We start from the raw sequence: 25,864 nt of genomic DNA on the forward strand, positions 1-25,864 counted from the left end.
CTGAGCCAGGATCAAACTCTCCGAAAAAGTACAAAACCGAAGTTTTGTTTTTCGTCAGTTTGACTGACTACCTATGATTCATCATAGGATTTTTTATAAAAACTCGAATTAACAGGTACGTTTTGTCTTGTTTAGTTTTCAAAGAACTTGTTTGCCACTCTCTCAAAGCGACCACTTAAATATATCATATATCTCTATTAGCAGTCAATACTTTTCTAAGAAAATATTTCATTTCTTTAAAATGTTCTAGCTACGAAAAAGAGATAAAAAATAGAGCCTCTTTTTGCTCCTTTGAAAGATTAACACATATCTATGAAAAAAGCATTATATTTTTAAAAAAATTGATGTTTTTTTAAAATAAAAAAAAGCCGGCTACTCACCGGCTTTTTTTCACTCTGATTGTTCTTGATCTTCCTGGACATTCTCTTCTATGTTTTCTTCTTCGTCTTCTTGTGATTGTTCAACTAATGCCACTGTTGCGACATGCTCATCATCACCTAAACGAATGAGACGGACACCTTGCGTTACTCGTCCTGTAGTGGAGATATCTGAAACGGCCATTCGAATGATGACACCGCTCCCTGTAATAATCATAAGGTCTTCTTCATTTTCAGCATTGGTTGCTTTCACTGCGACAAGCGGACCGTTGTTTTCAGTGATCTTACTCGTTTTAAGACCTTTACCACCACGACTCTGAACTCGGTATTCTTTTTCAGGCGTTAATTTGCCATAACCTTTTTCAGTGACAATCAATACGTTTGCATCTGGTTCAAGGATTTCCATTCCTACAACGATATCATCTTCAGAAAGTGTAATTCCTTTGACTCCAGCTGCCGTACGTCCCATCTCACGTACATCTGTCTCATGGAAACGAATCAGCATGCCCTTTTTCGTTCCAATGATGATTTGCTTTTCTCCATTGGTTAAGCGAACGGCCATTAGTTCATCTTCGTCACGTAGGCCTAATGCGATAAGACCATTGTTTCGTATGTTAGCGAATTGAGACAGTGACGTTCTTTTAGAGACACCATGTCTCGTTGTAAAGAAGAGATAGGAATCTTCATCAAATTCGCTTACAGGAATAATAGCGTTAATCCATTCCCCTTTGTCTACTTCAAGAAGGTTAATGATTGGTATTCCTTTAGCCGTTCGTCCGAATTCAGGAATTTCATACCCTTTGGCACGATAAACCTTCCCTTTATTAGAGAAGAAGAGAATTGTATCATGGGTCGATGTTGAGATCAGTTGTTCAACGAAATCATCCTCGTTGGTCCCCATTCCCTGGACACCTTTACCGCCCCGTTTTTGACTACGGTACGTAGATGAAGGAAGACGTTTGATATAACCGTTATGAGTCAGCGTAATCACGATGTTCTCGACAGGAATCAAGTCTTCATCTTCAATCGTTTCAATACCTGCTGTCACAATTTCAGTACGGCGGGTATCATTAAAACGATCTTTGATTTCTAGTAATTCTTCTCTAATGATCTCAAGAACTTTCTCATTATCTGCTAAAACGGCTTTCAATTCAGCAATCAATTCCAAAAGTCCTTTGTATTCTTCTTCTATTTTTTCTCTTTCCAAGCCTGTTAGGCGCTGAAGTCGCATATCAAGAATGGCTTGTGCTTGTTTTTCAGACAAGCTATAGTTTTCCATCAAACCATTTCTTGCAATTTCAGCGGTTTGAGAGCTTCTAATGAGAGAGATTACTTCATCTAAGTGATCAAGCGCAATTCTTAAACCTTCTAAAATATGAGCTCTCGCTTCTGCTTTACGCAACTCATATGCTGTTCTTCTGCGAATGATGACTTTCTGATGCTCAAGGTAGTATTCAAGGCATTGTTTCAGTGATAAAACTTTAGGTTGTCCATCAACAAGTGCCAGTAAATTGATTCCAAATGAGGTTTGGAGTGTCGTTTGCTTATAAAGATTGTTTAATAGAACATGGACATTCGCATCTCTTCTAAGTTCTATGACAATCCGCATGCCGTTACGATCTGATTCATCACGTAGATCTGTAATGCCGTCAATCTTTTTATCACGAACGAGATCCGCAATTTTCTCAATCAAACGAGCTTTATTGACCTGATATGGAATTTCATTGATGACAATACGCTGTTTACCGTTAGACATTTCTTCAATGTCTGACTTTGCACGTAACGTAATAGATCCGCGCCCAGTTTCATATGCTTTACGAATACCGCTTCTGCCAATGATTTGTCCCGCAGTTGGGAAATCCGGACCTGGAATGATATCCATTAGTTCCTGTGTTGTTATTTCTGGGTTTTGGCTGATCGCCAATACTCCATCAATTACTTCACCTAATTGGTGAGGTGGAATATTTGTCGCCATTCCGACCGCTATACCTGTCGCCCCGTTGACCAATAGGTTCGGAAATCTAGCTGGCATCACAACTGGTTCTCTTTCACTGCCATCGTAGTTATCTTGATAATCGATCGTATCCTTTGTGATGTCACGGAGAATCTCCATAGAGATCTTAGATAGTCGTGCCTCGGTGTAACGCATAGCTGCCGCACCGTCTCCATCGACTGAACCAAAGTTCCCGTGCCCTTCGACAAGCATATTCCGATAGTTAAAATCTTGCGCCATACGAACCATTGCTTCGTAAACAGCGCTATCACCGTGAGGGTGGTACTTACCGATAACTTCCCCAACGATACGTGCAGATTTCTTAAATGGTTTATCACTTGTCATCCCTAGGTCATTCATCGCATACAAAATTCTCCGATGCACAGGCTTCAATCCATCTCTTACATCTGGTAATGCCCGCGAAACAATTACACTCATTGCATAATCTAAAAAGGATGTACGCATTTCTTGACTGATATTCACTTCACGTACATTTGGTGTCTGTTGTTCACTCACTATAAGAACCTCCCTTTACGTATCACATGAAATAAATTATGTGGGAGTAAAATATGTATTTAACTTCACAAGACTATTCTTCATTATATCAATAATCTTGGCCTTATACACATTTATTTACTAGAAAATCAACGAAACGTAAAACCAAAAAATTTATTTCAGAGCCCTGATTCTTGAAAAACAACCTTATTCTAAACAAGAAATAAGGTTGTTCTCAGGGACCTATCTAAATATCGAGGTTTTTCACGTATTGTGCATTTTCTTCGATAAAGTTTCGTCTCGGCTCTACTTTATCTCCCATTAGCATTTCAAATGTCTCATCAGCATCAATTGCGTCCTCAAGTGTGACTTGAAGAAGTGTTCTCGCACTAGGATCCATTGTTGTTTCCCAAAGCTGAGTAGCATTCATCTCTCCAAGACCTTTATAACGTTGAAGCCCTGGCTTCGGCGTTTGAGGAAGCGACTTTAAAAGCTCATCTAGTTGTTTGTCGTTATACACATACTGGACACGTTTTCCTTGTTGCACTTTAAACAACGGTGGCTGTGCGATATACACATAACCGTTTTCAATAATCTGACGCATATAGCGATAGAAGAATGTTAAGAGTAATGTGCGGATATGGGCACCATCAACATCGGCATCCGTCATGATCACAACTTTGTGATAACGAGCTTTCTCTAAATTGAACTCTTCACCAATGCCAGTCCCTAATGCCGTAATCATCGAACGAACTTCATTGTTCGATAAAATTTTATCTAAACGTGCCTTTTCAACGTTTAGGATCTTCCCTCTTAGCGGTAAAATGGCTTGGAAGTGACGATCTCGTCCTTGCTTAGCAGATCCACCCGCAGAGTCTCCCTCTACGATATATAACTCAGAGATAGATGGATCTTTCGACGAACAATCTGCTAATTTACCAGGTAAGCTAGAGACTTCCAGAGCACTTTTACGTCTAGTGAGCTCTCTTGCTTTTTTGGCTGCCATTCTTGCGCGAGCTGCCATGAGTCCCTTTTCTACAATTTTCTTCGCAGAATCAGGATTTTCTAGCAAGAATTTTTCAAGCGCTTCTGAGAAAAGAGAATCAGTAATGGTTCTTGCTTCTGAGTTTCCGAGCTTCGTCTTCGTTTGTCCTTCGAATTGAGGGTTTGGATGTTTGATGGAGATAATAGCTGTTAAGCCTTCTCGCACATCTTCACCGCTCAAATTTGCGTCTCCGTCCTTAAATACGCCACTTTTACGTGCATAATCATTGATGACACGGGTAAGCCCAGTTTTAAATCCTGCTTCGTGCGTTCCGCCTTCATACGTGTTGATATTGTTAGCGAAAGAATAAATATTACTTGTATAGGAATCGTTGTATTGTAAAGCAACTTCAATCGTGATACCGTCTTTTTCACCTTCGATATACACCGGATCTTCATGAACGACTTCCTTCGAGCGGTTTAAATGTTCAACATAGCTCTTAATACCGCCTTCGTAGCAATATTCGTTACTCCGCTCTTGTCCTTCACGTAAATCTTTAATGATGATGTTAACGCCTTTTGTTAAGAAGGCTAACTCACGTAAACGGTTGGCCAGTGTATCGTAGTCATATTCAATCGTTTCTGTGAAGATTTCTGTGTCTGGTACAAAATGAGTGACTGTACCTGTTATATCTGTTTCCCCTATAACCTTCAAATCTCCAACTGGAACGCCACGTTTGAATTCTAAATAATGAATTTTCCCATCGCGGTAAACGGTCACGTCTAAGGTAGTAGATAACGCATTTACAACAGATGCCCCTACACCATGCAAACCACCAGATACTTTATAACCGCTCCCATCAAACTTACCGCCGGCATGGAGAACCGTCATAATTACCTCTACTGCAGGACGTCCCATTTTTTCATGGATGCCAACAGGTATACCTCGGCCATTATCTTTGACTGTAATACTATTATCTTTTTCAATTTGCACTGTAATGTCTGTACAATATCCAGCTAATGCCTCATCAATACTGTTGTCGACAATTTCCCATACGAGATGGTGAAGTCCTTTCGCATTGGTTGACCCAATGTACATTCCTGGACGTTTTCTAACAGCTTCTAGTCCTTCAAGCACCTGTATCTGATTTTCATCATAACTATTCTGTTGCTGTTCCATTGCCACGTACATTCACCTACACTTTTCTTAAACGATATATTTATATGAATTGAGCTTTTAGACTTCAATTTCAATCACAAATGAAGCACGTTTTTTGAGCGTGCTTGAGGAAAGAGGAGAGTAATAAATGGATTCAGTTGTGACGACAATAGATTTCGGTGTTCCTTGCGACAACGAAATGATTTGCTCCTCTTGTTTTTGAAGAAATTCCTCTACAACAGAAGATGACCTCATTTTGTAATCAACAATTGCGACAATCTCTCGTGTAGAAACAACACAATCATCCCCCAAATGAATATACAAGTCTCACACCTCATTTATCAGTCAATTACTTTTCCATTCGCTACTCTGAAAATTTCCGCTTCTTTCAGTGTGGCGTGATCAATTCCTTCAACACTTGTTGTCGTGACGAAGGTTTGTACACGTCCTTGAATTGTATGGAGCAAATGAGACTGTCTGTAATCATCGAGTTCAGATAACACATCATCGAGTAGAAGAATCGGATATTCACCAATTTCTTCATGAATCAGATCAATTTCCGCAAGTTTTAGCGAAAGAGCTGTTGTCCTCTGCTGCCCTTGAGACCCATATGTCTGAACATCCCGACCATTCACAAAGAAAAGAAGATCATCTCTATGAGGCCCCCATAGTGTCACTCCTCGGTCTATCTCTCTGTCCCTTAGTTTCTGAAACGATTCTTCATAGCTACTCTTTATTTTCGACAAGTCTGACGCTTCTGATACCTCGATCGCGGTCTGGTATTGGAGCGTGAGTGTTTCTAGCTCTCTTGAAATTCCCAAATGCAACGGCTGCGCCCATTTTTCAAGCTGCTTTGTAAACGCAAGTCGTCTTTTGACTACCTTCGCTGCTGCATCAATCAACTGCTCTGTTAAAATCTCCAGCATCGCTTGATCTGTCTGCTTTCTTGTTTGCAATTGTTTTAAGTAATGATTTCGCTGCGAGAGGATTTTTTGGTAGAGCGATAAATCATGCAAATAGACAGCAGAAACTTGTCCAATCTCCATGTCGAGGAATCTTCTACGGATTTGCGGACTGCCTTTCACAAGGCTCAGGTCCTCAGGTGCAAACATGATAGTGTTTAGAGCACCAACATAATGACTGAGCTTCTGTTGTTCAATGTGATTGACTTTTCCCTTTTTCCCTTTTTTTGAGATCACGAGCTGCATAGGGAGCGGGCCGTTTTTTTTGATGACTCTACCTTCTATTTTAGCATAGTCTTGGTCCCATCGGATAAGTTCTTTATCATTTGACGTGCGATGAGACTTTGCCATCGACAATACATAGATCGCTTCCATCAAATTCGTTTTACCTTGGGCGTTCTCACCAATCATGACATTGACTTTATTCTCGAATTGAAGCTCGGTGTGTTCATAGTTTCGGTATGAAGTTAACGCCAGACTTTGAATGTACATGTATTGTCACCCGTTTCTATTTCACAACTTGAAATGTGCCATAACCTTCAATCGTGACAACATCTCCTGGGTATAACTTACGTCCCCGTCTATTATCTGGCTCTTGATTGATGACCACTTCATGTTCACTTAAAAACCATTTCGCCATTCCGCCAGATTGGATGACTTCGGCTAATTTTAAAAACTGTCCTAATGTAATCATATCAGTTTCGATGGTTATCGGATTAGGCATTGTATCGACCTCTTTCAATATCACTAATATCTAATTGTACTAAAAAACAAGACAAGAAGGAAAGGGGGAAGCGATTTGGAATGAAAAGAAAGCATGGAAATTGAGGAGAAAAAGCTGCTGTGCAATCTCACAGCAGCCATTTTTGATCAAATTAATAAGTTCTTACTGGAAGAATCAATTGCAAAATTGAATCATCATTCGGTGTGCGTAATAGGAACGGTCTCATTGCACCAGTGAAGCTTACATGGATATCCGTTCCCTCTAACACTTTTAATGCGTCCAACATATACTTCGGACTGAAGGAGATCTTTAAGTCTTCCCCCTTTATTTCATCCGCTTGAACTGTTTCAACCACATTTCCGATTTCAGGAGAGTTTGACGAAATTTCAAGACTTTGTGCAGGGTCGGCAGAGAGTTTGACGACGTTATTACGTCCCTCTTTTGCCAAAAGTGACGCACGATCAATCGCTTGTAAAAACTCTTTTGTATTAACAACGACATCGGTCTTACTTTCTTGTGGAATCAAACGTGCCGTATCAGGGTAATTCCCGTCTAGCAAACGTGAGAAGAACAAGACGTTCTGTGCTTTAAAGAGAACTTGCGTCTCAGTGATGACGATTTTCACAAGCTCTTGACCGTCATCAAGAATTTTACTTAGCTCTGTCAAACTCTTTCCAGGAATCACCACATTGTAAGAGCTATCCTCACCAATATCTAACTTGGCTTTTCTTAACGCAAGGCGATGACTATCCGTCGCTGTGCATATTAATTCACCTTTCTCAACCTTCCAGTTTACACCTGTCAAGATAGGTCGTGTTTCTGAGGTGGACACTGCGAAAACAGTTTGGCGAATTAAGTTTTTAAGCAAATCTGTTGGGATCTGAAATGCATGGTGTTCTTCAATTTGCGGCAAATGCGGATATTCCTCAGCATCTAAGCCGTTTAAATTAAATTCTGCTGTTCCAGAACGAATGATTGTTAAGTGGTTTTGCTCTACCTCGATTTCAACTGTAGACATTGGTAGTTTTTTAACAATTTCGCTAAAAAAGCGCGCCTGCAACACAATACTTCCTGGACGATCAATGGTGATGACCTCTAAATCACCATCTCTTTGAGGAATAAAAGATTCAATCGAGATATCAGAATCACTTCCGGTAAGAGATACACCCTCATCTGATGCAACAATTTTAATCCCGGTCAAAATAGGAATCGTTGTTCTAGAAGATACAGCCTTTAATACATCTTGGACACCTTCAACAAGACGATCTTTTTGAATCGTGAATTTCATAGTGGTCCTCCTAAATTTTCGTAATGACATATATATATTTATTTTAAATAAAAATAGTAGAAGTAATAGTAGGGCTTGTGAATATGTGGATAAGTCAGCAAAAGTAAAGGAAAGACAGCCTATCCACATGTGGACAGACTGTGTATGACTATGACAAAGTTATTCACATTTTCCCGTACTAATAAAACAGGGACTTACTTATTTTAATTGTTCTTTGATTTCTTTGATGTGCTGCTGAAGCTGTTCATCTTCGACTATTAGTTTCGAAATTTTCTCATGGGCATGAATGACAGTCGTATGATCACGTCCACCGAACTCTTCACCGATTTTTGGAAGAGACGAATCTGTCATTTCTCTAGAGAGATACATCGCGATTTGTCTTGGATAAGCGACGGATTTGGTACGCTTCTTTGCTTTGAAATCTTCTAATCGAATATTAAATTGTTGCCCTACAATTCTTTGAATATCTTTAATCGTGATGATTCTTGGTTTTGAAGAAGGAATGATATCTTTTAGAGCCTCAGCTGCTAGATCAGCGTTAATATCTTTATTAATTAAAGAAGAATACGCAACCACACGGATTAAAGCACCTTCAAGTTCACGAATGTTGCTATCGATTTGATTTGCAATATAAAGCATGACTTCGTTCGGTATGTCTAAGCCTTCTGCTTTTGCTTTTTTTCGTAATATTGCAATCCGGGTTTCCAGATCTGGCGGGGTAATATCTGTAATTAAGCCCCATTCGAATCGAGAGCGTAATCTGTCTTCAAGTGTCGGAATTTCTTTCGGTGGCCGGTCACTAGAAATGACGATTTGCTTACTTTCCTCGTGAAGTGTGTTGAATGTATGGAAAAACTCTTCTTGCGTTTGTTCTTTTCCTGCTAGAAATTGAATATCATCTATCAAAAGCACATCTACATTCCGATAGCGATTCCGGAAATCGACAGCTTTGTTGTCACGGATTGAGTTGATAAATTCATTTGTGAATTTTTCAGATGAAAGATAGACCACCTTTGCTGATGGATTATGGTCTATGACGTAATGACCAATCGCATGCATCAAGTGAGTCTTACCTAAACCAACGCCCCCATAAATAAAGAGCGGATTGTAAGCTTTTGCTGGCGCTTCTGCTACTGCAAGCGAAGCAGCATGTGCAAAGCGGTTTCCTGAACCAATGACGAAGGTATCGAATGTATATTTTGGATTCAGCATATTTTGTGGAATTTCTACAGGATCTTCTCTAGATATTTTTTTAATTGGAGACTTTGGCATGGCTTCCTCTTCATTCTGATTTTGAGGAATAATAAATTTGATGCTGAGCTCTTCACCTGTCAATTCATAGATCGTATCTGCAATTAAGTGAAGATATCTTGACTCTAGCCAGTCTCTAGCAAATTCATTTGGTGCGGTAATTGTAAGCGTGTCCCCTTGAAGAGAATGAGCTTTTGTCGACTTCATCCACGTTTCAAAACTAGGTTTGCTCAATTTTGTTTCTATATTTTGAAGTGCTTTGTTCCACAGATCCAAAATATTTTCCATAAGGCTTCTCCCCCCTCCTTTTCTTGTTAAAATGACCAATATCAAACTGTTATAGAACACGAAAAAGAGCAAATGGTCATACTACTCGTGCACATACATTGTTGAAAACAATTAATATAGTAGAAAATCGTCTTTTCGACAAATTACACAAGTTGTGGATAATTAATTCAACAACCTGTGTATTAACTTTCCACAGGATATCCACAGATTGTGGATAATTTAAAAGGGTCAGATAAGTAATTAAGAGTTAAAACACAAATATAATATCAAAATAAACAAGATGGTGCAATGGGTGATGCAAACTTATCCACATACTTTACATCCTGTTGAAAAATAATTATCCACATAGGTTATTTGTGTGAAAAAAATGTCGATAATGGGTGTGGATAGTCTAAAATTGCCGGAAAACTATCCACACCCTTGTTTTGAAGGTTATTTGAGAGGAATAAAAGAATAAAAATGCTGGAAAGTGAAAAAGAAGGTTTCTTCACTTGATAACTTGTGTTATGCTTATAAGGTTGATAATAGAGATTTATCATTGTGATATTGACAATTGATGGGTTACACAAATATAATGAGTTAGACTGTCTTAAACAGCTATTCCTCAGGGAGGTGTCATAAATGAAAAGAACGTTTCAACCGAATAACCGTAAGCGTAGTAAAGTTCATGGCTTCCGCAGCCGTATGAGTTCTAAAAACGGACGTCTAGTTATCAAGCGACGCCGCAGCAAAGGTAGAAAAAAATTATCAGCTTAGGCCACTGAATAATGTCAGTGGTCTTTTTTACATAAAATCGTAAAATGAACTGTCAGTTTTTATCGGAGTGGAAGAAAAGATGAAGAAGCGAAACAGGCTAAAAAAAAATGAAGAGTTTCAAAAAGTGTTCAAAAAAGGGCAATCGATGGCAAATCGTCAATTTGTTATCTACCAGTTGGATCAACCAGACCAAAATGAACTTCGCCTGGGGCTTTCTGTTAGCAAGAAAATTGGAAATGCAGTGATGAGAAACCGTATTAAACGGTTGATTCGTCAGGTGTTTTTGGAGGAAGGTCACAAATTAAAGCAAGAAAAAGATTACATTGTGATTGCTCGAAAACCAGCGAGTGAACTGACCTTTGAGGAAACTAAGAAATCTCTCCAACATTTATTTAGAAAATCCGCTGTTTATCAAAAACAACGGGAAAAATCTTCGTAATAGCAACTTTCGTTGGACCAAATTTTAAAAGCGCTTCCTTCATTTGGGGAATGAAATCAAACCACCACTTTGTTATAAAAAAATGTTACCATACTGATTAGGTGAATTACTTTCGTAATCAATTTCAACGCAAAATAAAGTTTGAAGTAATTAGGAGGAATCTTGTTGAAAAGGCGATTATTACTAATGTTTAGCTTGATTGGCGTGTTGGTTTTGTTGGCAGGGTGTACAGAAATCAATGAACCAATTACATCAGATAGTAAGGGTTTCTGGAATTCGTATATTGTTTACCCTCTATCCCAATTAATCACGTACATGGCAGAGTTGACTGGAAATAGCTATGGTATTGCGATTATCATCGTAACCATTTTAATCCGTTTACTTATTTTACCTTTAATGATTAAACAATTGAGAAGTACAAAAGCAATGCAAGCTCTTCAGCCAGAATTAACTTCACTTCGTGAAAAATATAGCTCGAAAGATCAAAAAACACAGCAACAGCTTCAGCAAGAAACAATGGCACTATTCCAAAAGAATGGCGTCAATCCATTGGCAGGATGTTTCCCAATTCTAATTCAAATGCCAATTTTAATCGGATTTTATCATGCAATTATGAGAACGACTGAAATTAAGAAGCATACATTCTTATGGTTTGATTTAGGCAGTCCAGATCCATTATTCCTTTTACCAATAATTGCGGGTGTAGCAACTTTCATTCAGCAAAAGCTGATGATGGCTGGAAATCCGTCTAACAATCCACAAATGGCGATCATGCTTTGGGTCATGCCGATCATGATTGCGGTATTTGCAATTAGCTTCCCTGCAGCACTCTCATTGTACTGGGTGGTAGGTAACATTTTCATGATCATTCAAACATTATTGATTAAAACACCTCAAGTCCAATTGGATACAAAAGAAAAAGCAGGCGGGAATAAAAAATGAAGGAAGTAACTGCTGTCGGTCGAACAATCGAAGAAGCAGTAGATTCCGGATTGGAACAAATTCAACTACTACGAGACGAAGTAGATATTACGATAGTAGATGAAGGGAACAAAGGGTTCTTAGGACTAATCGGTAAAAGACAAGCTGTTGTAAAGTTAATAGAAAAGCGTGATGCGCTAAAATTAGCTACACAGTATTTAGATAAAATTGTCAAAAAGATTGATCCTAAAGCAAAAATTGTTTCCAAAAAAGAAGCGAAAAAGGTATCTTTTCACATTGACGGAGATAAAAACTCTTTATTGATTGGAAAAAGGGGACAAACACTGTACTCTTTAGAAACATTGGTTCAGTTAGTGTTTAATCGATATTCTGATCAATATTGTCATGTGATGATTGATATTGGAGATTACAGGAAGAAGCGTCAAGAAGCACTTGTGCAATATGCACTTAAAACAGCAAAACGTGTTTTAAAAATGAAGAATACGATTCATTTGGAACCGATGCCTTCAAATGAACGGAAAATCGTTCATGATACGATTTCCGCGTTTTCTAAAAAAATTGATACGACTTCTGAAGACACGGGCAGCAAACGCCATGTTGTCGTGTTTTATAAAAATTAGCAAAAAGACTAAGATTCAGCAAGACTGGATTTTAGTCTTTTTTTATTGTGAAAATTACCTTTTGATGAAGAATTATCTTGTATTTCTATCAAATTATCATGCCTTTTTAATAAAAAATGTCATTTTCACCATGTAGTAGAGGTATTCGGGCGTTTAATTTTATTGGGTTTAGGTGTAAGATGTGAAGATAAGAAAAGAACGTCGTTATTCACATGTGGATAAGTTAAATGTTAAAATAGACAAGGTGCAAAGTTGTGGATAAGGAATATTGCGGTACTTTCACATCTTTTTCATTTGTGGTATCTTTAAATTTTGGATTAAGCGTTTTTGATATAGAGATGGACAAAGTCCATTTAATAGATAAAGGACTATCTATTAAGGAAAGATAGAGGTGAATGTGCAGTGGATACAATTGCAGCTATATCTACACCGATGGGTGAAGGGGCAATTGCGATTATTCGTTTAAGTGGGCCGGATGCGGTACAAATTGCTGATCGAATGTATAAGGGTCCAAAGAAGAAAAAACTGGGTACAGTTGATTCTCATACCATTCATTATGGTCATATCGTTGATTCTAGTACCGATCAAGTGATTGAAGAAGTGATGGTTTCGGTTTTAAGAGCTCCTAGAACATTTACGAAAGAAGACGTTATTGAGATCAACTGCCATGGCGGAATTGTGACGGTCAATAAAGTATTACAGCTTGCTTTAAAAGAAGGAGCAAGATTAGCAGAGCCAGGCGAGTTTACAAAGCGTGCTTTCTTAAATGGAAGAATTGATCTCTCACAAGCGGAAGCGGTTATGGATCTGATTCGTGCAAAGACTGACCGTGCGATGAATGTGGCGTTGACTCAAATGGAGGGGCGTCTCTCAGGATTGATCAAACGTCTTAGAGGCGAGATTCTAGAAACACTTGCACATGTCGAAGTGAATATTGATTACCCTGAATATGATGACGTCGAAGAAATGACACATCGTGTTTTAGTTGAGAAGGCAACATCTGTGAAAAAGGAAATAGAATCGCTTCTCACAACTTCACAGCAGGGCAAAATCCTACGTGAAGGCTTATCAACTGTGATTATCGGAAGGCCGAATGTTGGAAAGTCTTCTTTGCTAAATAGCCTTGTTCAGGAAACAAAAGCGATTGTGACAGATATACCTGGAACGACGAGGGATGTCATTGAGGAATATGTCAATGTAAGAGGTGTACCTCTTCGTTTAGTAGATACTGCAGGCATACGTGAGACTGAGGACATTGTTGAACGTATAGGGGTTGAACGATCTAGACAGGTCTTAAAAGAAGCTGACCTGATTTTACTTGTGCTCAATTATAATGAGGAATTATCAGATGAAGACATTAAGCTATTTGAGGCTGTCTCAGGTATGGATATCATTGTGATTGTGAATAAGACGGATCTTGAGCCTAAGCTTGATATAGAAAAGGTTAGACAGCTTGCGAAGGATAGACCAGTTGTTACAACTTCTCTACTACAAGAAAAGGGAATTGATGACCTTGAAATGGCGATTCAATCACTATTCTTTACGGGATCAATTGAAAGTGGAGATTTAACATATGTCAGTAATACAAGACACATTGCACTTCTTCAAGCAGCAAAACAATCTATTGAAGATGCACTTGAAGGAATTGAAATGGATGTACCGATCGACATTGTTCAAATTGATTTAACACGCTGCTGGGAGCAGCTAGGGGAAATTATCGGAGATGCTGTTCATGAAAGCTTGATTGATCAGTTATTCTCTCAATTCTGTTTAGGAAAGTAAAGGGAGGAACGAAAGTAATGGGTTATGAAGCTGGCCAATATGACGTCATTGTCGTCGGTGCTGGTCATGCTGGTGTTGAGGCTGCTCTTGCTTCTGCAAGACAGGGTGCTAAAACACTTGTATTGACTATCAACCTTGATATGGTTGCCTTTATGCCATGTAATCCATCCGTAGGTGGTCCCGCAAAAGGGATTGTCGTCAGAGAAATTGATGCCTTAGGTGGAGAAATGGCACGAAATATAGATAAAACGCATATTCAAATGCGTATGCTGAATACAGGGAAAGGTCCTGCTGTTCGTGCGTTGAGAGCACAAGCAGATAAGTTCCAGTATCAGCATGAAATGAAAAAAACAATGGAAAATGAACCAAATCTGACGATGCTGCAAGGTATGGTCGATCAATTAATTGTAGAAGATGATGAATGTAAAGGTGTTGTGACACAAACAGGTGCTATTTATCGTGCAAAATCGGTTGTGTTAACGACAGGTACTTTCTTGAAGGGCCGTATTATTTTAGGGGATCTTTCTTATTCCAGCGGACCTAATAATCAACAACCTTCCATTAAATTATCAGATCATTTGGAAGAACTAGGTTTCAATTTGGTTCGTTTTAAAACGGGTACACCTCCTCGAGTAAATAGTCACTCGATTGATTATAGTAAGACTGAAATTCAGCCAGGTGATGATGTCCCACGGGCATTTTCTTATGAAACGGTTGAATATATTACAGACCAATTGCCATGTTGGTTAACATACACGAGTTTAGAGACACATCAAATTATTGATGAGAATCTTCACCGTTCTCCAATGTATTCAGGTATGATTAAAGGGACTGGTCCAAGATACTGCCCATCTATTGAAGATAAAGTGGTTCGTTTTAATGATAAACCAAGACATCAAATTTTCTTAGAGCCAGAGGGCCGTAATACGCAAGAGGTCTATGTTCAAGGTTTGTCGACAAGTCTTCCAGAAGATGTACAGCAACGTATGCTCTCATCCATCCCAGGACTTGAAAATGTCCAAATGATGCGAGCAGGTTATGCCATCGAGTATGATGCGATTGTGCCTACACAGCTTTGGCCGACACTGGAGACAAAGAAAATTTCTGGATTATATACTGCAGGTCAAATTAACGGAACGTCTGGTTATGAGGAAGCAGCAGGTCAAGGAATCATGGCAGGTATTAACGCAGGAAGAAAAGCACTAGGAAAAGAAGAGGTTATTTTAAGCCGATCTGATGCGTATATCGGTGTTCTGATTGATGACCTTGTGACAAAAGGGACGAGTGAACCTTACCGTCTACTGACTTCTCGTGCAGAATATCGTCTACTTCTACGCCATGACAATGCTGATTTAAGACTAACTGAACTTGGACATCAAATTGGATTAATTTCTGATGAGAGATTCAAAGCGTTCCAACAAAAGAAACAAGCCATTGAAGATGAGAAAAAACGTTTATATTCTGTGATCATTAAACCTACAGAAGAGACTCAAGAATATATTCGTTCACTTGGTGGAAGTGAGCTGAAGGACGGCATTCGGGCAAGTGATTTAATGAAGCGTCCAGAAATGAACTATGATACTGTCATCAAATTAGCTCCTGCTGAATCACCACTTTCTTCTGATGTTTGTGAGCAAGTAGAGATTCAAATTAAATACGAAGGTTACATTGAAAAATCACTTAATCAGGTAGAAAAGTTGAAAAAAATGGAGAATAAAAAGATTCCAGACCGAATTGATTATGATGCCATTAAAGGGATTGCAACTGAAGCAAAACAAAAGTTAAAAGAAGTCCGACCGCTTTCTGTTGCACAGGCTTCTCGTATTTCTGGCGTTAACCCTGCTGATATTTCCATTCTTCTCGTGTATTTGGAGCAGGGACGTATTGCGAAGATAGCAGAGTAGAAAGGATGTCGGCATGAACATTGAACAATTTACAGCAGCACTAGAGGAGAAAGGAATTTCTCTTTCTCCGGTGCAGCTTGAACAATTTGAAACATACTTCCATATGCTTGTTGAATGGAACGAAAAGATGAATTTAACGTCCATTACAGAAAAGGGAGAAGTGTATTTAAAGCATTTTTATGATTCGATTTCGGCAGCATTTTTTATCGATTTTCACAGTGTGACAACCATTTGTGATATTGGGGCTGGTGCGGGTTTTCCAAGCATCCCTCTTAAAATTTGTTTCCCTCATTTACATGTGACCATTGTCGATTCTCTCCAGAAACGCATTACGTTTCTCAATGAGTTAGCAAAAGGGTTAAACTTACAAAACACTACTTTTTATCATGATCGTGCGGAGACCTTTGGCCAACGCAAGGATCAACGTGAGAGCTATGATCTTGTCACAGCGAGAGCTGTTGCACGTTTATCTGTTTTAAGCGAACTTTGCCTGCCTATAGTGAAGAAACAAGGATTGTTTGTTGCATTGAAGGCTTCAGCAGCTGATGAAGAAATGCAAGCTGGTCAAAAGGCTGTCACTGTCCTTGGAGGAGAGGTTGTTCAGAAGCACTCCTTTGTTCTTCCTTTAGAAGAAAGCGAGCGGAACATCATTGTCATTGAAAAGAAAAAACAAACACCGAAAAAATATCCTAGAAAACCAGGAACACCTAATAAATCACCAATAGAAGGTTGATCATGTAAAAGGTCGGTTTTTCTTCAAAATTTATGATTTTACAGAAGGAAAAAACATGAGAAAATAGAATTATAAAAAGGTAGTTTTTAAAGGTGGTGTAGGTTCATGAAGCATTCACTCTCACGCTTCTTCGGGCTTGGTGACAAAGAACATCCTGAGCGTGAAACCGAAATAGAGGTAGAGATTGCTGAGCATGATACATTAAAGGAAGAGATACAAGAGCTCCCGGTCGACACAATTATGCCTAACCGTTTTCAGCCACGCACCATTTTTTCAGAAGAAAAGATACAAGAGCTGGCCACGACCATTCATACCCATGGCATTATCCAACCAATTGTAGTCAGACCAACAGAAGAAGAAGGTAAATATGAACTGATCGCCGGTGAAAGACGTTGGAGAGCGGTACAAACTCTTCAATGGGAAAAGATCCCCGCTATTATAAAAGATTTTACTGATACGGAAACGGCATCTGTGGCATTGATTGAAAATTTGCAAAGAGAAGAACTATCTTCTATTGAAGAAGCTCATGCTTATGCACGTCTTTTAGAGCTCCATGACTTAACGCAAGAGGCGCTTGCACAGCGTTTAGGCAAGGGGCAATCGACTGTAGCAAACAAATTAAGGCTTTTAAAGTTGCCTGGAGAGGTACAACAAGCCATTCTAGAGAAGAAAATCTCTGAGAGGCATGCTCGTTCGCTTGTGCCATTAAAGCTTCCAGAATTACAAGTCGCGCTATTACAGGAAATCATCGAAAAGCAGTTGAATGTGAAACAGACTGAAGAGCGTGTAGTGAAAATGCTTGAACAAAAAACAGATCGCAAACCAAAGCCAAAACGCAAAGCGTTTAGTCGAGATACAAGAATTGCGATGAATACCATTCGCCAGTCTCTCCACATGGTAGAAGACAGCGGGCTTAAAATAAATACTGAAGAAGAAGAATTCGAGGAGTATATCCAATTAACGATTCGAATTCCTAAATAGGAAAAAGCTGATGAGAATGCTCGTCAGCTTTTTTTATTTACCTATGACTAAATAGACAATATTTACTTATAATCTATTAATTGGTAAAATATACTTTCATAGTAGAAAGGAGGTGACATGAAGAAAGTGAAAATGAAAAAGACTTCTTTTGCTATTATATTGTATTTATTATTCTCTTTTTCTCTTTTTCCAATCGATTCTACAGTCAATGCAGTGAGTGATCAAGTACATCAAAATGATCATTCAAATGAAGAGGCTGTGACGAAGAAAGAACTATCGGCTCTCAAGAAACAAGGCATGATTGCTGAGGATGTGAGCGTTCAGCAATTAAATCAGGACCAATTGCTTCAAGATGATGCTTCAATCGATATTATCAATGCCGATGATGAATTAGAAGACTATGGCTTACGACAAAATGGGCAGGATGAGATGGTGTCGGATGAAAAGCCTCATACCGTTCGTCAACTTTTAGGTAACCCGTATCCCGGTACAGATATCTTGCCTAAAAAAGGGGATATATTGATCACAAGCACTGGTGCCATGAATGGTCTAATTGGCCATGCCGGTATCGTCATTAATGAGAAGAACTTTGCTTCTATCCCTGGATTTAAAAAACATCCTAAGATCGAATCAATCCAAAGCTGGTTTCGCCATAGTGCGAATACAAAGGTAATCCGGATTAATCAGGAGGATAAGGCGGTTAAGGCAGGGGATTGGGCGCATCATTATGTGAAAGACAACCCAAAAGCTCGATATTCAATCACAATGTCTATTCAGTCTTTAGATCCTACGTATTGTTCAAAAATTGTTTGGCAAGCATATGCAAAAACAGGTGATGCTGTCGGACATGCAAAATTTACAATTAAAACACCTTATGGATTTCTTAAAAAGAGAAGTTATAAGACAGTGACATCTAAGGTCATTGTGAATGAAGGTAAAAAAATTGGCGGATTGAACTTCTAATATGCCCCCCTCACTTGATTAAAAGTGAGGGTTTTTTTAATTGAAAGGTATATTGATATATCTTTGGTATACCATTTCACCTTCTATAACAGTACGAAAAAAGACATTAGTCGACGAATTTATAAAAGTGGAAACAAAAAAAGGCAAACGTTTCATACTTTTTTTGATAGAATAGAAAGTATGAATGAATGAGAATCTTGTTAAGTTGAAAGTGGGTGACATCGTGGGAAAAATCATAGCGATTACCAACCAGAAGGGTGGCGTCGGAAAGACGACAACTTCTGTCAATTTGGGTGCGTGTTTAGCATACATAGGGAAACGGGTGTTGTTAGTTGATATTGATCCGCAGGGCAATGCTACGAGCGGTATCGGGATTGAGAAAGCAGATGTAGAAAAATGTGTCTACGATATTTTGGTTGACGATGCAGATGTGCTGGATGTGATTAAGACGACAGAGGTCGAAAATCTTGATGTTATTCCTGCCACGATACAGCTTGCAGGAGCTGAAATAGAGCTTGTGCCTACCATCTCACGAGAGGTGAGACTAAAGAGAGCACTTGAATCTGTTAAGCAAAATTATGATTATATGATCATTGACTGCCCGCCATCACTTGGACTGCTGACGATTAATGCGCTCACGGCATCTGACTCGGTTTTAATTCCAGTTCAGTGTGAATACTACGCACTTGAGGGATTGAGTCAGTTGTTAAATACAGTCCGTCTCGTGCAAAAACACTTAAATACGGATCTTGCCATTGAAGGTGTTCTATTGACAATGCTTGATGCAAGAACGAATCTTGGGTTACAAGTCATTGAAGAGGTAAAGAAATACTTTAGAGATAAAGTCTATCAAACAGTGATTCCGAGAAATGTGAGACTCAGTGAGGCACCTAGTCATGGGAAGCCGATTATTTTGTATGATCCACGTTCAAGAGGTGCAGATGTCTATTTAGACTTAGCAAAGGAAGTGGATGCGAATGGCTAAAGGTCTTGGAAAAGGGATTAATGCATTGTTTAACAACGTAGAATCAAATGAAGAAACGGTTGAAGAGATCAAGTTAAAAGATTTACGCCCGAATCCGTATCAGCCGAGGAAAACGTTTGATGATGAGGCGTTAGCTGATCTCAGGGCATCTATTGAGGAACATGGCGTTTTACAACCAATTATCGTTAGAAAATCGATTAAAGGGTATGACATTGTGGCGGGTGAACGCCGTTTTCGAGCAGCAGAGCAAGCTGGATTGACAACGATCCCTGCGATTGTTCGAGAATTTTCTGAGACACTGATGAGAGAGATTGCTCTATTAGAAAACCTACAGCGCGAAGACTTATCTCCATTAGAGGAAGCAGAAGCCTATGCCTCTTTGTTAGATCACTTAGGTGTGACTCAAGAAGAGTTAGCGAAGAGATTAGGAAAGAGCAGACCACATATTGCAAACCACCTTCGACTTCTGACATTGCCTCAAGAGGTGCAAGAGCTCATTGCTGATGGTACTTTATCCATGGGACATGGCCGGACTTTGCTTAGCTTGAAGAACAAGCAGAAGTTAACGCCATTAGTGAAGAAAATCGTGGATGAGGGACTAAATGTACGTCAGGTTGAGAAGCTTGTACAGCAATTAAATGACAATGTTCCACGTGAAACAAAGAAAAAAGAAGCACCAAAGGATCGCGTCTTGAAAGAAAGAGAGTCTTTCTTACAAAATTATTTTGGTACTTCAGTGACCATCAAGAAACAGAAGAAAAAAGGGAAAATTGAGATTGAATTTCTTTCTAATGAAGATTTAGAAAGAATTCTCGAATTACTTTCTACAAGAGATTAAGGCAGAGTGACCACTTGATACGAGGTGGTCTTTTTTATGTTCTACCGGTCATATTTTGAAAAGTGGTCAAGAGAGAGCGGTTCTTTTCTCTCGTCCAATCCATTTGGTCAATGTCAGATAGGCTTTCTGAAAGAGTATTTGCCATAGACATCACGAGGTGAAGACGAGTATTTTGTAGAACGAAATATTCCATAAATCCACTCACATTCACGATTCCATTAATATGGATATCGCCTACTTCTGGGAGCTCCTTTTGTACGCCTGCGCCAGGCTTTAACGGCCCATCACCGATTTGGAAAGACCCCACACTTTTCACTCTTCCTAAACAGGCATCAACCGCTATGATAAATGGATGTTTATGAGCTTGTTCGATTTCAGCGAGCTTTTCTTTCAAATTCACTGCATGGACTGGATCAGACAATGTCCCGTATACGTGAAGCTTTTCTAAGTTTAAGCTGGAGAGCTTTGTTCCAACAAGTGGACCTAGAGAATCGCCTGTTGATCGATCTGTTCCGATACAAACGACGGCAACCGGTCTTTTTCCGGCTTTCTGAAGATGCGAGAATAAAATACTTTTAAGTTGCTGAATGGCATTTGTATCTGTATGGAGCACGTATTCTTTCACCCTATTTTTTAAAAAAAGACCGTTCTTGCAATTCATAGGTCTCACTTCCTTGTCATAGTAGTTAGTATCAGTATACGGAAACAAGCTTAATTCTATACCTATGAGGTGATGAGGATGTGGAAGGCTGGTTCAAGATGGACGCTTTTGATTTTAGGAAGCTTAATAGGAGCGGGCTATGCTTCCGGTCAAGAGATTTGGCAGTTTTTTGGTATTGATAGCGGACTAGCCATTCTACTGTTTACATTGATGTTTATGTTTGCTACTTATGTGGTGTTGAAAATTAGTTATGAGGTGCGTGCAGATCACTTTGTACCTGTGTTAGAGCGGCTTGTTGGTCCGTGGCTGGCTAAGGTGTATGACATTTTAATCGTTCTGTATTTATTTACGACGACAACAGTGATGATTGCTGGCGGTGGGGTCACACTTGAAATGTATCATGTTCCATTTTGGGTTGGAATCTTTGCATTTTGTTTTTTTTCTTTTATGATTTTTTTCTGGGATGTGAAAGGACTTTTATCTGTGAATGCTTTCATTATACCAATTTTGGTCTTGGGGCTCATCTATGCATTTGTTTTTTATTATATGAATCACATGCATATGTGGAGAATTGATTTTGGGCAGCAATACAATTGGCCTGCGAGTATCGTCTTTGCGTCGTTGAATATATTATCTGTTGTTGCCGTGTTGTCTTCGGTTGGGAAGGAAATGAAGGGGCTTGGAGAGGCGAAGGTGGCGAGTATTTTGAGTGGGCTTATCTTCGGCGTCATTTCTTATGTGTATAACGAAATCCTCGTTGATATTTCTGGAAGTATTTCAGCAGATGCAATCCCATTGTTTACAGTATTAGAGGGGGCGCCCACATCCTTGTTTGTGTTTATGACAGTTGTACTTTGTCTAGCAATATATACGACGACTGCCGCAGGTTTATTTGGATTATCCAGCCGCATGCTTTCTTTTATACCAATGCCTCGCTGGTTGGTCGTACTGGTATTGCTTTTATTAATGGCTCCCTTAACCTCTTTGGGTTTTGCTGACTTGATTGCCTTTTTATATCCCATATATAGTTTGTTGAATCTATATTTGCTCGTTTGCTTAATGTTGTATCCGATATTAAGTAAAAACATATTTTCACGGACAAAAAACTATATTGATAAAATAAAATAAGCACGCGTTCTTTTGTCAGAACGGTGCTTATTTGACTTGAATAGAATCTATGGCTTCTTTGATATCGTCTAGTACAGGCATTTGCTTCAGTCGCTGCAAGCGCTCCTCTAATTCTGTGATGGCCTGTCCCTTTAAGTGTTGAGACAGATGCTGTTTGACAATGGTTGTTTGATTGATCATATCTTGAGTTTTATCTAACTGATTACTCAACTGCAGGCGAGTGTTTGCTAATTCGTCTTGTAGTCTCATTCTAAGCAAACGTTTTAAGTCTTTTCGCTGACCTTCTCTCCGCATGGCCTGAATGGCTGCTATTTCTTCAGGAGAATGGGAGGATGCTTGTGGTGCTGCTTGACTCTCGAACACCGACATCGAACGGCGAGCACTCACATTTTGCAAGAAACGCTGGGCGTCACTAGGAGGTTTATTTTGATTGATCATGTAGCGGTGACTCCTTTCTTATTGAATCCCCATTTGCATTGCCAGGCGTCTATCTGTCTTGGCAAAGTTATCACCCATTGTATACAGGTGACTTGAAAGAGAGGAAAGTTCTTGACCATAATCTTTCAGGGTGAGTAGGGCATTCAGCTGTTTTTCTTGTGAATAAAAAGCTGATGGATGCTGTTCCATTCTGATTTCTTCTAATAATGCTTCGACATCACGATTGGTTAATAAATCATAGTGACCAAACCCGACGAGTCCTTTGAGCTCTTGTTTGACATGATGGACAGCGTCTTTGACCATATCATCAATGGTGTCTATTTTTTCAGATACTGTTTGTACCTCGTGTTCAATGATACTTTGTAGATCATAAGATGAGTTTTTTAGTAAATGGGATTTTATGATAATTTCTAGACCGTTTTGGGCATATGCACGACCGGAATGAATTTCTTGCAAAAGCATCGCTGTAAAACTTGTGTTGTGATCCAGTTGTTCTTCTAAAATACGCACGGTACCATCTGAATGAAATGAATAGCCTTCGACGTTAAAATCTCCTGAAACTAGTGATAAAAATGTATTTGTATCGAATGAATCATTCCATTCTACATTCATATGGGCAAAAGCTGATTTTAAAAAGGTATCGATCTCTCTTTGGTTATACTTAATAGATTCTTGAACGGTGTTTTGTTGACGAACTGGGACGGTATATTTGACTTGCCCGATGCTATGATCATGCCGATTGAGTAAGCCGACAGAATGATTGGGCCTAATATACTCAGTTACAATAGGAGTGAATTTCCCTTCCTTGGCCTCTTTCTGAATTTCAGGAGAGAGACTGCTCCATATATTTGGACTATCAAAAGTGATCGATTTTTTCACGTTTGGCTGTTCTGTTGCAATATATGCACAAACAGCACCTGCAAGGGCTTGTCCAGTGAGATAAATCGATGCATGCGGGTGCTGGTGGCAGATTTGTTCAATATATTCTTTTCCTTTAAAAAAGACGTGATCTTGATTGCCGGATAGAGATTTCCTTTCAATGGGATAGGCATAATCCGTTTTTATTAATGAATGAACTGCCTGTTGTACATCTTGTGAAGATGAGACTCCCATTTGCTGTGGCCTCGGACAGTGAAAAGCAACAATCAACTCGTCTGCATGCTCCTGTTGCATTGTTAAGCCATATAATGTGTGATCAATCTTTAGAAAATCGTGGACAGTGAGTGTCTGTTGACTCATTTCTATTGTATGGTTCTGCTGATAATTGGCTAGATTTCCAGCGTGATCGGATATGATTTTAAAGTCTTTATCAGTTAATCTATCCTTTCCAATGACCATTGTACCTGCTCCCTCACATAACATTTATGCAGATATCATAAATCAAAAAATATGGAAACACCACATCGTTCTACCAATAAAAACCTTTTGACCTACAGTGTTTGTGACAATATTGAAAAAAAGAAGAGTTTAAGTAACTATTGGTCACAAATAAAATGATCTAAAAGAAGGGTTTTTCTATACAAAAAATAGGGTCTGATCAGGACACTCTTGATTTTGTGCGTTGCCCTTCTCTGTCGTTTTTTTGTACAATAGGTGTAATGAAGTGTGCAAGAGAGGTGAAGACTGATGGCAGACAAAGCGTTTGGGTTACATGACGTAGTAGAAATGAAAAAACCCCATCCATGTGGTGCCAATCGGTGGAAGGTGATTCGTTTGGGCATGGATATTCGCATTAAATGCGAAGGCTGTGGACATAGCGTGATGATTCCAAGAAGAGATTTCGAACGAAAAATGAAGAAAATTCTAGTCAAGCATGAAGAGCCAACTGCTTAAGTAGGCTTCATGCTTTTTTGTTTTTTGAATAGAAGAAATAGATGAAATGTCTTTTTTGTCAGTATGACTTTTACAATTCGTTATGGTTTCTTCTATTAAAAATGCATTTTGGCTTGCTTGTCTTTTCATGTAAACCTACTTATAATTGCTCTAGGTTCATATTACGCAGTATAACGAGCACGTTTGATATAGAGGAGATGAAAGAATGGCTTTAACAGCTGGTATTGTTGGCTTACCCAACGTCGGAAAGTCAACGTTATTTAATGCAATTACACAGGCTGGAGCGGAGTCTGCTAACTATCCGTTCTGTACCATTGATCCAAACGTCGGAATTGTAGAAGTTCCAGACGAGCGTCTACAAAAACTAACAGAATTGGTGCAACCGAAAAAGACCGTACCGACTGCTTTTGAGTTCACTGATATTGCTGGTATTGTAAAAGGTGCTTCAAAAGGTGAAGGTTTAGGGAATAAATTCCTTTCGCATATCCGCCAAGTAGACGCGATCTGCCATGTGGTGAGAGCATTTGCAGATGATAATATTACACACGTTGCAGGTAAGGTTGATCCTGTGTCGGATATTGAAACCATTAATTTAGAATTGGTTTTGGCTGACTTAGAAACGGTTGAAAAGCGTTTGACACGTGTAAGTAAGCTTGCGAAACAAAAAGACAAAGAAGCTGTAGCTGAATTTGACATCTTAATGAAACTAAAAGATGCATTTGAAGCTGGGAAACCTGCGAGATCTGTTGAGTTTACAGAGGAGCAGCAAAAACAAGTAAAACAACTTCACTTACTGACGTCTAAACCGGTTTTATATGTAGCAAATGTGAGCGAGGACGAAGTGGCGGATCATGAAGGGAACGAATACGTTCAGCAAATTCGTGAGTTTGCTTCTGGTGAGAACGCTGAAGTGATCATTGTCTGTGCAAAAATTGAGTCTGAAATTGCAGAGCTTGAAGGGGAAGAGAAGCAGATGTTCCTTGAAGAGCTAGGGATTAAAGAATCAGGTTTAGACCAGCTGATCAAAGCATCTTATTCACTCCTTGGCTTAGCTACGTATTTTACAGCAGGTGTGCAAGAGGTTCGTGCTTGGACGTTTAAGAAAGGTATGAAGGCACCGGAATGTGCTGGTATTATTCATACTGACTTCGAGCGTGGCTTCATTCGTGCTGAGACGGTTGCTTACGATGATTTGCTAGCTGGTGGAAGCATGTCAGCTGCGAAAGAGGCAGGTAAGGTTCGTTTAGAAGGAAAAGAATACGAAGTGAAAGATGGCGACGTTATTCATTTCCGTTTTAATGTATAGGATCTTGTCATAGGATAACGGATTTGATATAATA

Annotated in this window: 24 protein-coding genes; 14 read left to right on the top strand and 10 right to left on the bottom strand. The window is 39.2% G+C overall.

Annotated elements, in window-relative coordinates:
- Nucleotides 1-390: 390 nt before the first annotated feature.
- The 7 genes from gyrA to dnaA all read right to left on the bottom strand — a co-directional run bounded on the left by gyrA (nt 391) and on the right by dnaA (nt 9,521).
- The gene (gene gyrA / locus AB1K80_RS16080) at nt 391-2,886 is read right to left on the bottom strand and encodes a DNA gyrase subunit A (protein ID WP_412857855.1); all 2,496 of its coding nucleotides are present in this window, start codon (nt 2,884-2,886) and stop codon (nt 391-393) included.
- Between the two features lie 226 nt (nt 2,887-3,112).
- Nucleotides 3,113-5,029, bottom strand: a complete 1,917-nt coding sequence (gene gyrB / locus AB1K80_RS16085) for a DNA topoisomerase (ATP-hydrolyzing) subunit B (protein WP_412857896.1) — start codon at nt 5,027-5,029, stop codon at nt 3,113-3,115.
- A gap of 57 nt (nt 5,030-5,086) precedes the next feature.
- On the bottom strand, nt 5,087-5,332 hold the full coding sequence (gene remB / locus AB1K80_RS16090) for an extracellular matrix regulator RemB (protein ID WP_412857856.1): 246 nt from the start codon (nt 5,330-5,332) through the stop codon (nt 5,087-5,089).
- Nucleotides 5,333-5,349: 17 nt separating this feature from the next.
- A complete protein-coding gene (gene recF / locus AB1K80_RS16095) occupies nt 5,350-6,462 on the bottom strand; it encodes a DNA replication/repair protein RecF (protein WP_412857857.1) in 1,113 nt (370 codons plus the stop codon).
- Between the two features lie 16 nt (nt 6,463-6,478).
- Complete coding sequence (gene yaaA / locus AB1K80_RS16100) at nt 6,479-6,694, bottom strand: S4 domain-containing protein YaaA (protein ID WP_412857858.1); 216 nt, start codon at nt 6,692-6,694, stop codon at nt 6,479-6,481.
- Nucleotides 6,695-6,845: 151 nt separating this feature from the next.
- A complete protein-coding gene (gene dnaN, locus AB1K80_RS16105; RefSeq protein ID WP_412857859.1) occupies nt 6,846-7,982 on the bottom strand; it encodes a DNA polymerase III subunit beta in 1,137 nt (378 codons plus the stop codon).
- Nucleotides 7,983-8,180: 198 nt separating this feature from the next.
- On the bottom strand, nt 8,181-9,521 hold the full coding sequence (dnaA, locus tag AB1K80_RS16110) for a chromosomal replication initiator protein DnaA (RefSeq protein WP_412857861.1): 1,341 nt from the start codon (nt 9,519-9,521) through the stop codon (nt 8,181-8,183).
- A gap of 621 nt (nt 9,522-10,142) precedes the next feature.
- Between dnaA and rpmH the strand changes: the two genes are divergently transcribed.
- The 11 genes from rpmH (at nt 10,143) to AB1K80_RS16165 (ending at nt 20,464) form a co-directional block, all read left to right on the top strand.
- Nucleotides 10,143-10,277, top strand: a complete 135-nt coding sequence (rpmH, locus tag AB1K80_RS16115) for a 50S ribosomal protein L34 (protein WP_081277122.1) — start codon at nt 10,143-10,145, stop codon at nt 10,275-10,277.
- A 79-nt stretch (nt 10,278-10,356) separates the two neighbouring features.
- Nucleotides 10,357-10,716 (top strand): ribonuclease P protein component, encoded by a 360-nt coding sequence (gene rnpA, locus AB1K80_RS16120; protein ID WP_412857863.1) that lies wholly within the window; start codon nt 10,357-10,359, stop codon nt 10,714-10,716.
- A 165-nt stretch (nt 10,717-10,881) separates the two neighbouring features.
- Entirely contained in the window at nt 10,882-11,658 is a 777-nt protein-coding gene (gene spoIIIJ, locus AB1K80_RS16125; protein ID WP_412857864.1) for a YidC family membrane integrase SpoIIIJ, read from the top strand.
- Complete coding sequence (gene jag / locus AB1K80_RS16130; RefSeq protein ID WP_412857865.1) at nt 11,655-12,278, top strand: RNA-binding cell elongation regulator Jag/EloR; 624 nt, start codon at nt 11,655-11,657, stop codon at nt 12,276-12,278. Before spoIIIJ ends, jag begins: the two co-directional genes overlap by 4 nt.
- Nucleotides 12,279-12,680: 402 nt before the next feature.
- Nucleotides 12,681-14,060 carry a tRNA uridine-5-carboxymethylaminomethyl(34) synthesis GTPase MnmE gene (gene mnmE, locus AB1K80_RS16135; RefSeq protein ID WP_412857866.1) on the top strand — a complete coding sequence of 460 codons (1,380 nt, stop codon included), beginning with the start codon at nt 12,681-12,683 and terminating at the stop codon, nt 14,058-14,060.
- 17 nt (nt 14,061-14,077) lie between these two features.
- A complete protein-coding gene (mnmG, locus tag AB1K80_RS16140) occupies nt 14,078-15,964 on the top strand; it encodes a tRNA uridine-5-carboxymethylaminomethyl(34) synthesis enzyme MnmG (protein ID WP_412857867.1) in 1,887 nt (628 codons plus the stop codon).
- Between the two features lie 13 nt (nt 15,965-15,977).
- Nucleotides 15,978-16,697, top strand: a complete 720-nt coding sequence (gene rsmG, locus AB1K80_RS16145; RefSeq protein ID WP_412857869.1) for a 16S rRNA (guanine(527)-N(7))-methyltransferase RsmG — start codon at nt 15,978-15,980, stop codon at nt 16,695-16,697.
- Nucleotides 16,698-16,802: 105 nt separating this feature from the next.
- Nucleotides 16,803-17,678, top strand: a complete 876-nt coding sequence (gene noc / locus AB1K80_RS16150) for a nucleoid occlusion protein (RefSeq protein ID WP_412857870.1) — start codon at nt 16,803-16,805, stop codon at nt 17,676-17,678.
- A gap of 126 nt (nt 17,679-17,804) precedes the next feature.
- Nucleotides 17,805-18,641, top strand: a complete 837-nt coding sequence (locus AB1K80_RS16155; protein WP_412857898.1) for a YiiX/YebB-like N1pC/P60 family cysteine hydrolase — start codon at nt 17,805-17,807, stop codon at nt 18,639-18,641.
- Nucleotides 18,642-18,864: 223 nt separating this feature from the next.
- Nucleotides 18,865-19,626: a sporulation initiation inhibitor protein Soj gene (soj, locus tag AB1K80_RS16160; RefSeq protein WP_412857872.1), complete on the top strand. Its 762-nt coding sequence runs from the start codon at nt 18,865-18,867 to the stop codon at nt 19,624-19,626.
- The gene (locus AB1K80_RS16165; RefSeq protein ID WP_412857874.1) at nt 19,619-20,464 is read left to right on the top strand and encodes a ParB/RepB/Spo0J family partition protein; all 846 of its coding nucleotides are present in this window, start codon (nt 19,619-19,621) and stop codon (nt 20,462-20,464) included. Before soj ends, AB1K80_RS16165 begins: the two co-directional genes overlap by 8 nt.
- Before the next feature lie 34 nt (nt 20,465-20,498).
- Here AB1K80_RS16165 and yyaC read toward each other — a convergent pair whose 3' ends face one another.
- Entirely contained in the window at nt 20,499-21,125 is a 627-nt protein-coding gene (gene yyaC / locus AB1K80_RS16170; RefSeq protein WP_412857875.1) for a spore protease YyaC, read from the bottom strand.
- Between the two features lie 78 nt (nt 21,126-21,203).
- On the opposite strand from yyaC, the gene AB1K80_RS16175 reads away from it, so the two are divergent.
- Nucleotides 21,204-22,253, top strand: coding sequence for a hypothetical protein (locus AB1K80_RS16175; RefSeq protein ID WP_412857877.1), 1,050 nt, complete (start codon nt 21,204-21,206; stop codon nt 22,251-22,253).
- Nucleotides 22,254-22,280: 27 nt separating this feature from the next.
- Here AB1K80_RS16175 and AB1K80_RS16180 read toward each other — a convergent pair whose 3' ends face one another.
- Together AB1K80_RS16180 and AB1K80_RS16185 are read right to left on the bottom strand one after the other, a co-directional pair.
- The gene (locus AB1K80_RS16180; RefSeq protein WP_412857878.1) at nt 22,281-22,691 is read right to left on the bottom strand and encodes a hypothetical protein; all 411 of its coding nucleotides are present in this window, start codon (nt 22,689-22,691) and stop codon (nt 22,281-22,283) included.
- Nucleotides 22,692-22,709: 18 nt separating this feature from the next.
- Entirely contained in the window at nt 22,710-24,029 is a 1,320-nt protein-coding gene (locus tag AB1K80_RS16185; protein WP_412857879.1) for a hydrolase, read from the bottom strand.
- Nucleotides 24,030-24,317: 288 nt separating this feature from the next.
- Here AB1K80_RS16185 and AB1K80_RS16190 point away from each other — a divergent pair, with 288 nt between their 5' ends.
- Nucleotides 24,318-24,524 (top strand): DUF951 domain-containing protein, encoded by a 207-nt coding sequence (locus AB1K80_RS16190; RefSeq protein ID WP_008347561.1) that lies wholly within the window; start codon nt 24,318-24,320, stop codon nt 24,522-24,524.
- 205 nt (nt 24,525-24,729) lie between these two features.
- Nucleotides 24,730-25,830: a redox-regulated ATPase YchF gene (ychF, locus tag AB1K80_RS16195; RefSeq protein ID WP_412857881.1), complete on the top strand. Its 1,101-nt coding sequence runs from the start codon at nt 24,730-24,732 to the stop codon at nt 25,828-25,830.
- Nucleotides 25,831-25,864 lie beyond the last annotated feature (34 nt).

Origin of the sequence: Bacillus sp. 179-C3.3 HS, from assembly GCF_047229225.1 — a bacterium.
Classification (GTDB): Bacteria; Bacillota; Bacilli; order Bacillales; family Bacillaceae; genus Bacillus.

Excerpts from the sequence above, each read along its gene's own strand:
- recF (WP_412857857.1), bottom strand. The coding sequence starts at position 6,462 with ATGTACATTCAAAGTCTGGCGTTAACTTCATACCGAAACTATGAACAC.
- rpmH (WP_081277122.1), top strand. The coding sequence starts at position 10,143 with ATGAAAAGAACGTTTCAACCGAATAACCGTAAGCGTAGTAAAGTTCAT.
- gyrB (WP_412857896.1), bottom strand. The coding sequence starts at position 5,029 with ATGGAACAGCAACAGAATAGTTATGATGAAAATCAGATACAGGTGCTT.
- jag (WP_412857865.1), top strand. The coding sequence starts at position 11,655 with ATGAAGGAAGTAACTGCTGTCGGTCGAACAATCGAAGAAGCAGTAGAT.
- AB1K80_RS16175 (WP_412857877.1), top strand. The coding sequence starts at position 21,204 with ATGTGGAAGGCTGGTTCAAGATGGACGCTTTTGATTTTAGGAAGCTTA.
- dnaN (WP_412857859.1), bottom strand. The coding sequence starts at position 7,982 with ATGAAATTCACGATTCAAAAAGATCGTCTTGTTGAAGGTGTCCAAGAT.
- yaaA (WP_412857858.1), bottom strand. The coding sequence starts at position 6,694 with ATGCCTAATCCGATAACCATCGAAACTGATATGATTACATTAGGACAG.
- mnmG (WP_412857867.1), top strand. The coding sequence starts at position 14,078 with ATGGGTTATGAAGCTGGCCAATATGACGTCATTGTCGTCGGTGCTGGT.
- ychF (WP_412857881.1), top strand. The coding sequence starts at position 24,730 with ATGGCTTTAACAGCTGGTATTGTTGGCTTACCCAACGTCGGAAAGTCA.
- AB1K80_RS16190 (WP_008347561.1), top strand. The coding sequence starts at position 24,318 with ATGGCAGACAAAGCGTTTGGGTTACATGACGTAGTAGAAATGAAAAAA.
- AB1K80_RS16185 (WP_412857879.1), bottom strand. The coding sequence starts at position 24,029 with ATGGTCATTGGAAAGGATAGATTAACTGATAAAGACTTTAAAATCATA.
- dnaA (WP_412857861.1), bottom strand. The coding sequence starts at position 9,521 with ATGGAAAATATTTTGGATCTGTGGAACAAAGCACTTCAAAATATAGAA.
- AB1K80_RS16180 (WP_412857878.1), bottom strand. The coding sequence starts at position 22,691 with ATGATCAATCAAAATAAACCTCCTAGTGACGCCCAGCGTTTCTTGCAA.
- rsmG (WP_412857869.1), top strand. The coding sequence starts at position 15,978 with ATGAACATTGAACAATTTACAGCAGCACTAGAGGAGAAAGGAATTTCT.
- rnpA (WP_412857863.1), top strand. The coding sequence starts at position 10,357 with ATGAAGAAGCGAAACAGGCTAAAAAAAAATGAAGAGTTTCAAAAAGTG.
- yyaC (WP_412857875.1), bottom strand. The coding sequence starts at position 21,125 with ATGAATTGCAAGAACGGTCTTTTTTTAAAAAATAGGGTGAAAGAATAC.
- AB1K80_RS16165 (WP_412857874.1), top strand. The coding sequence starts at position 19,619 with ATGGCTAAAGGTCTTGGAAAAGGGATTAATGCATTGTTTAACAACGTA.
- noc (WP_412857870.1), top strand. The coding sequence starts at position 16,803 with ATGAAGCATTCACTCTCACGCTTCTTCGGGCTTGGTGACAAAGAACAT.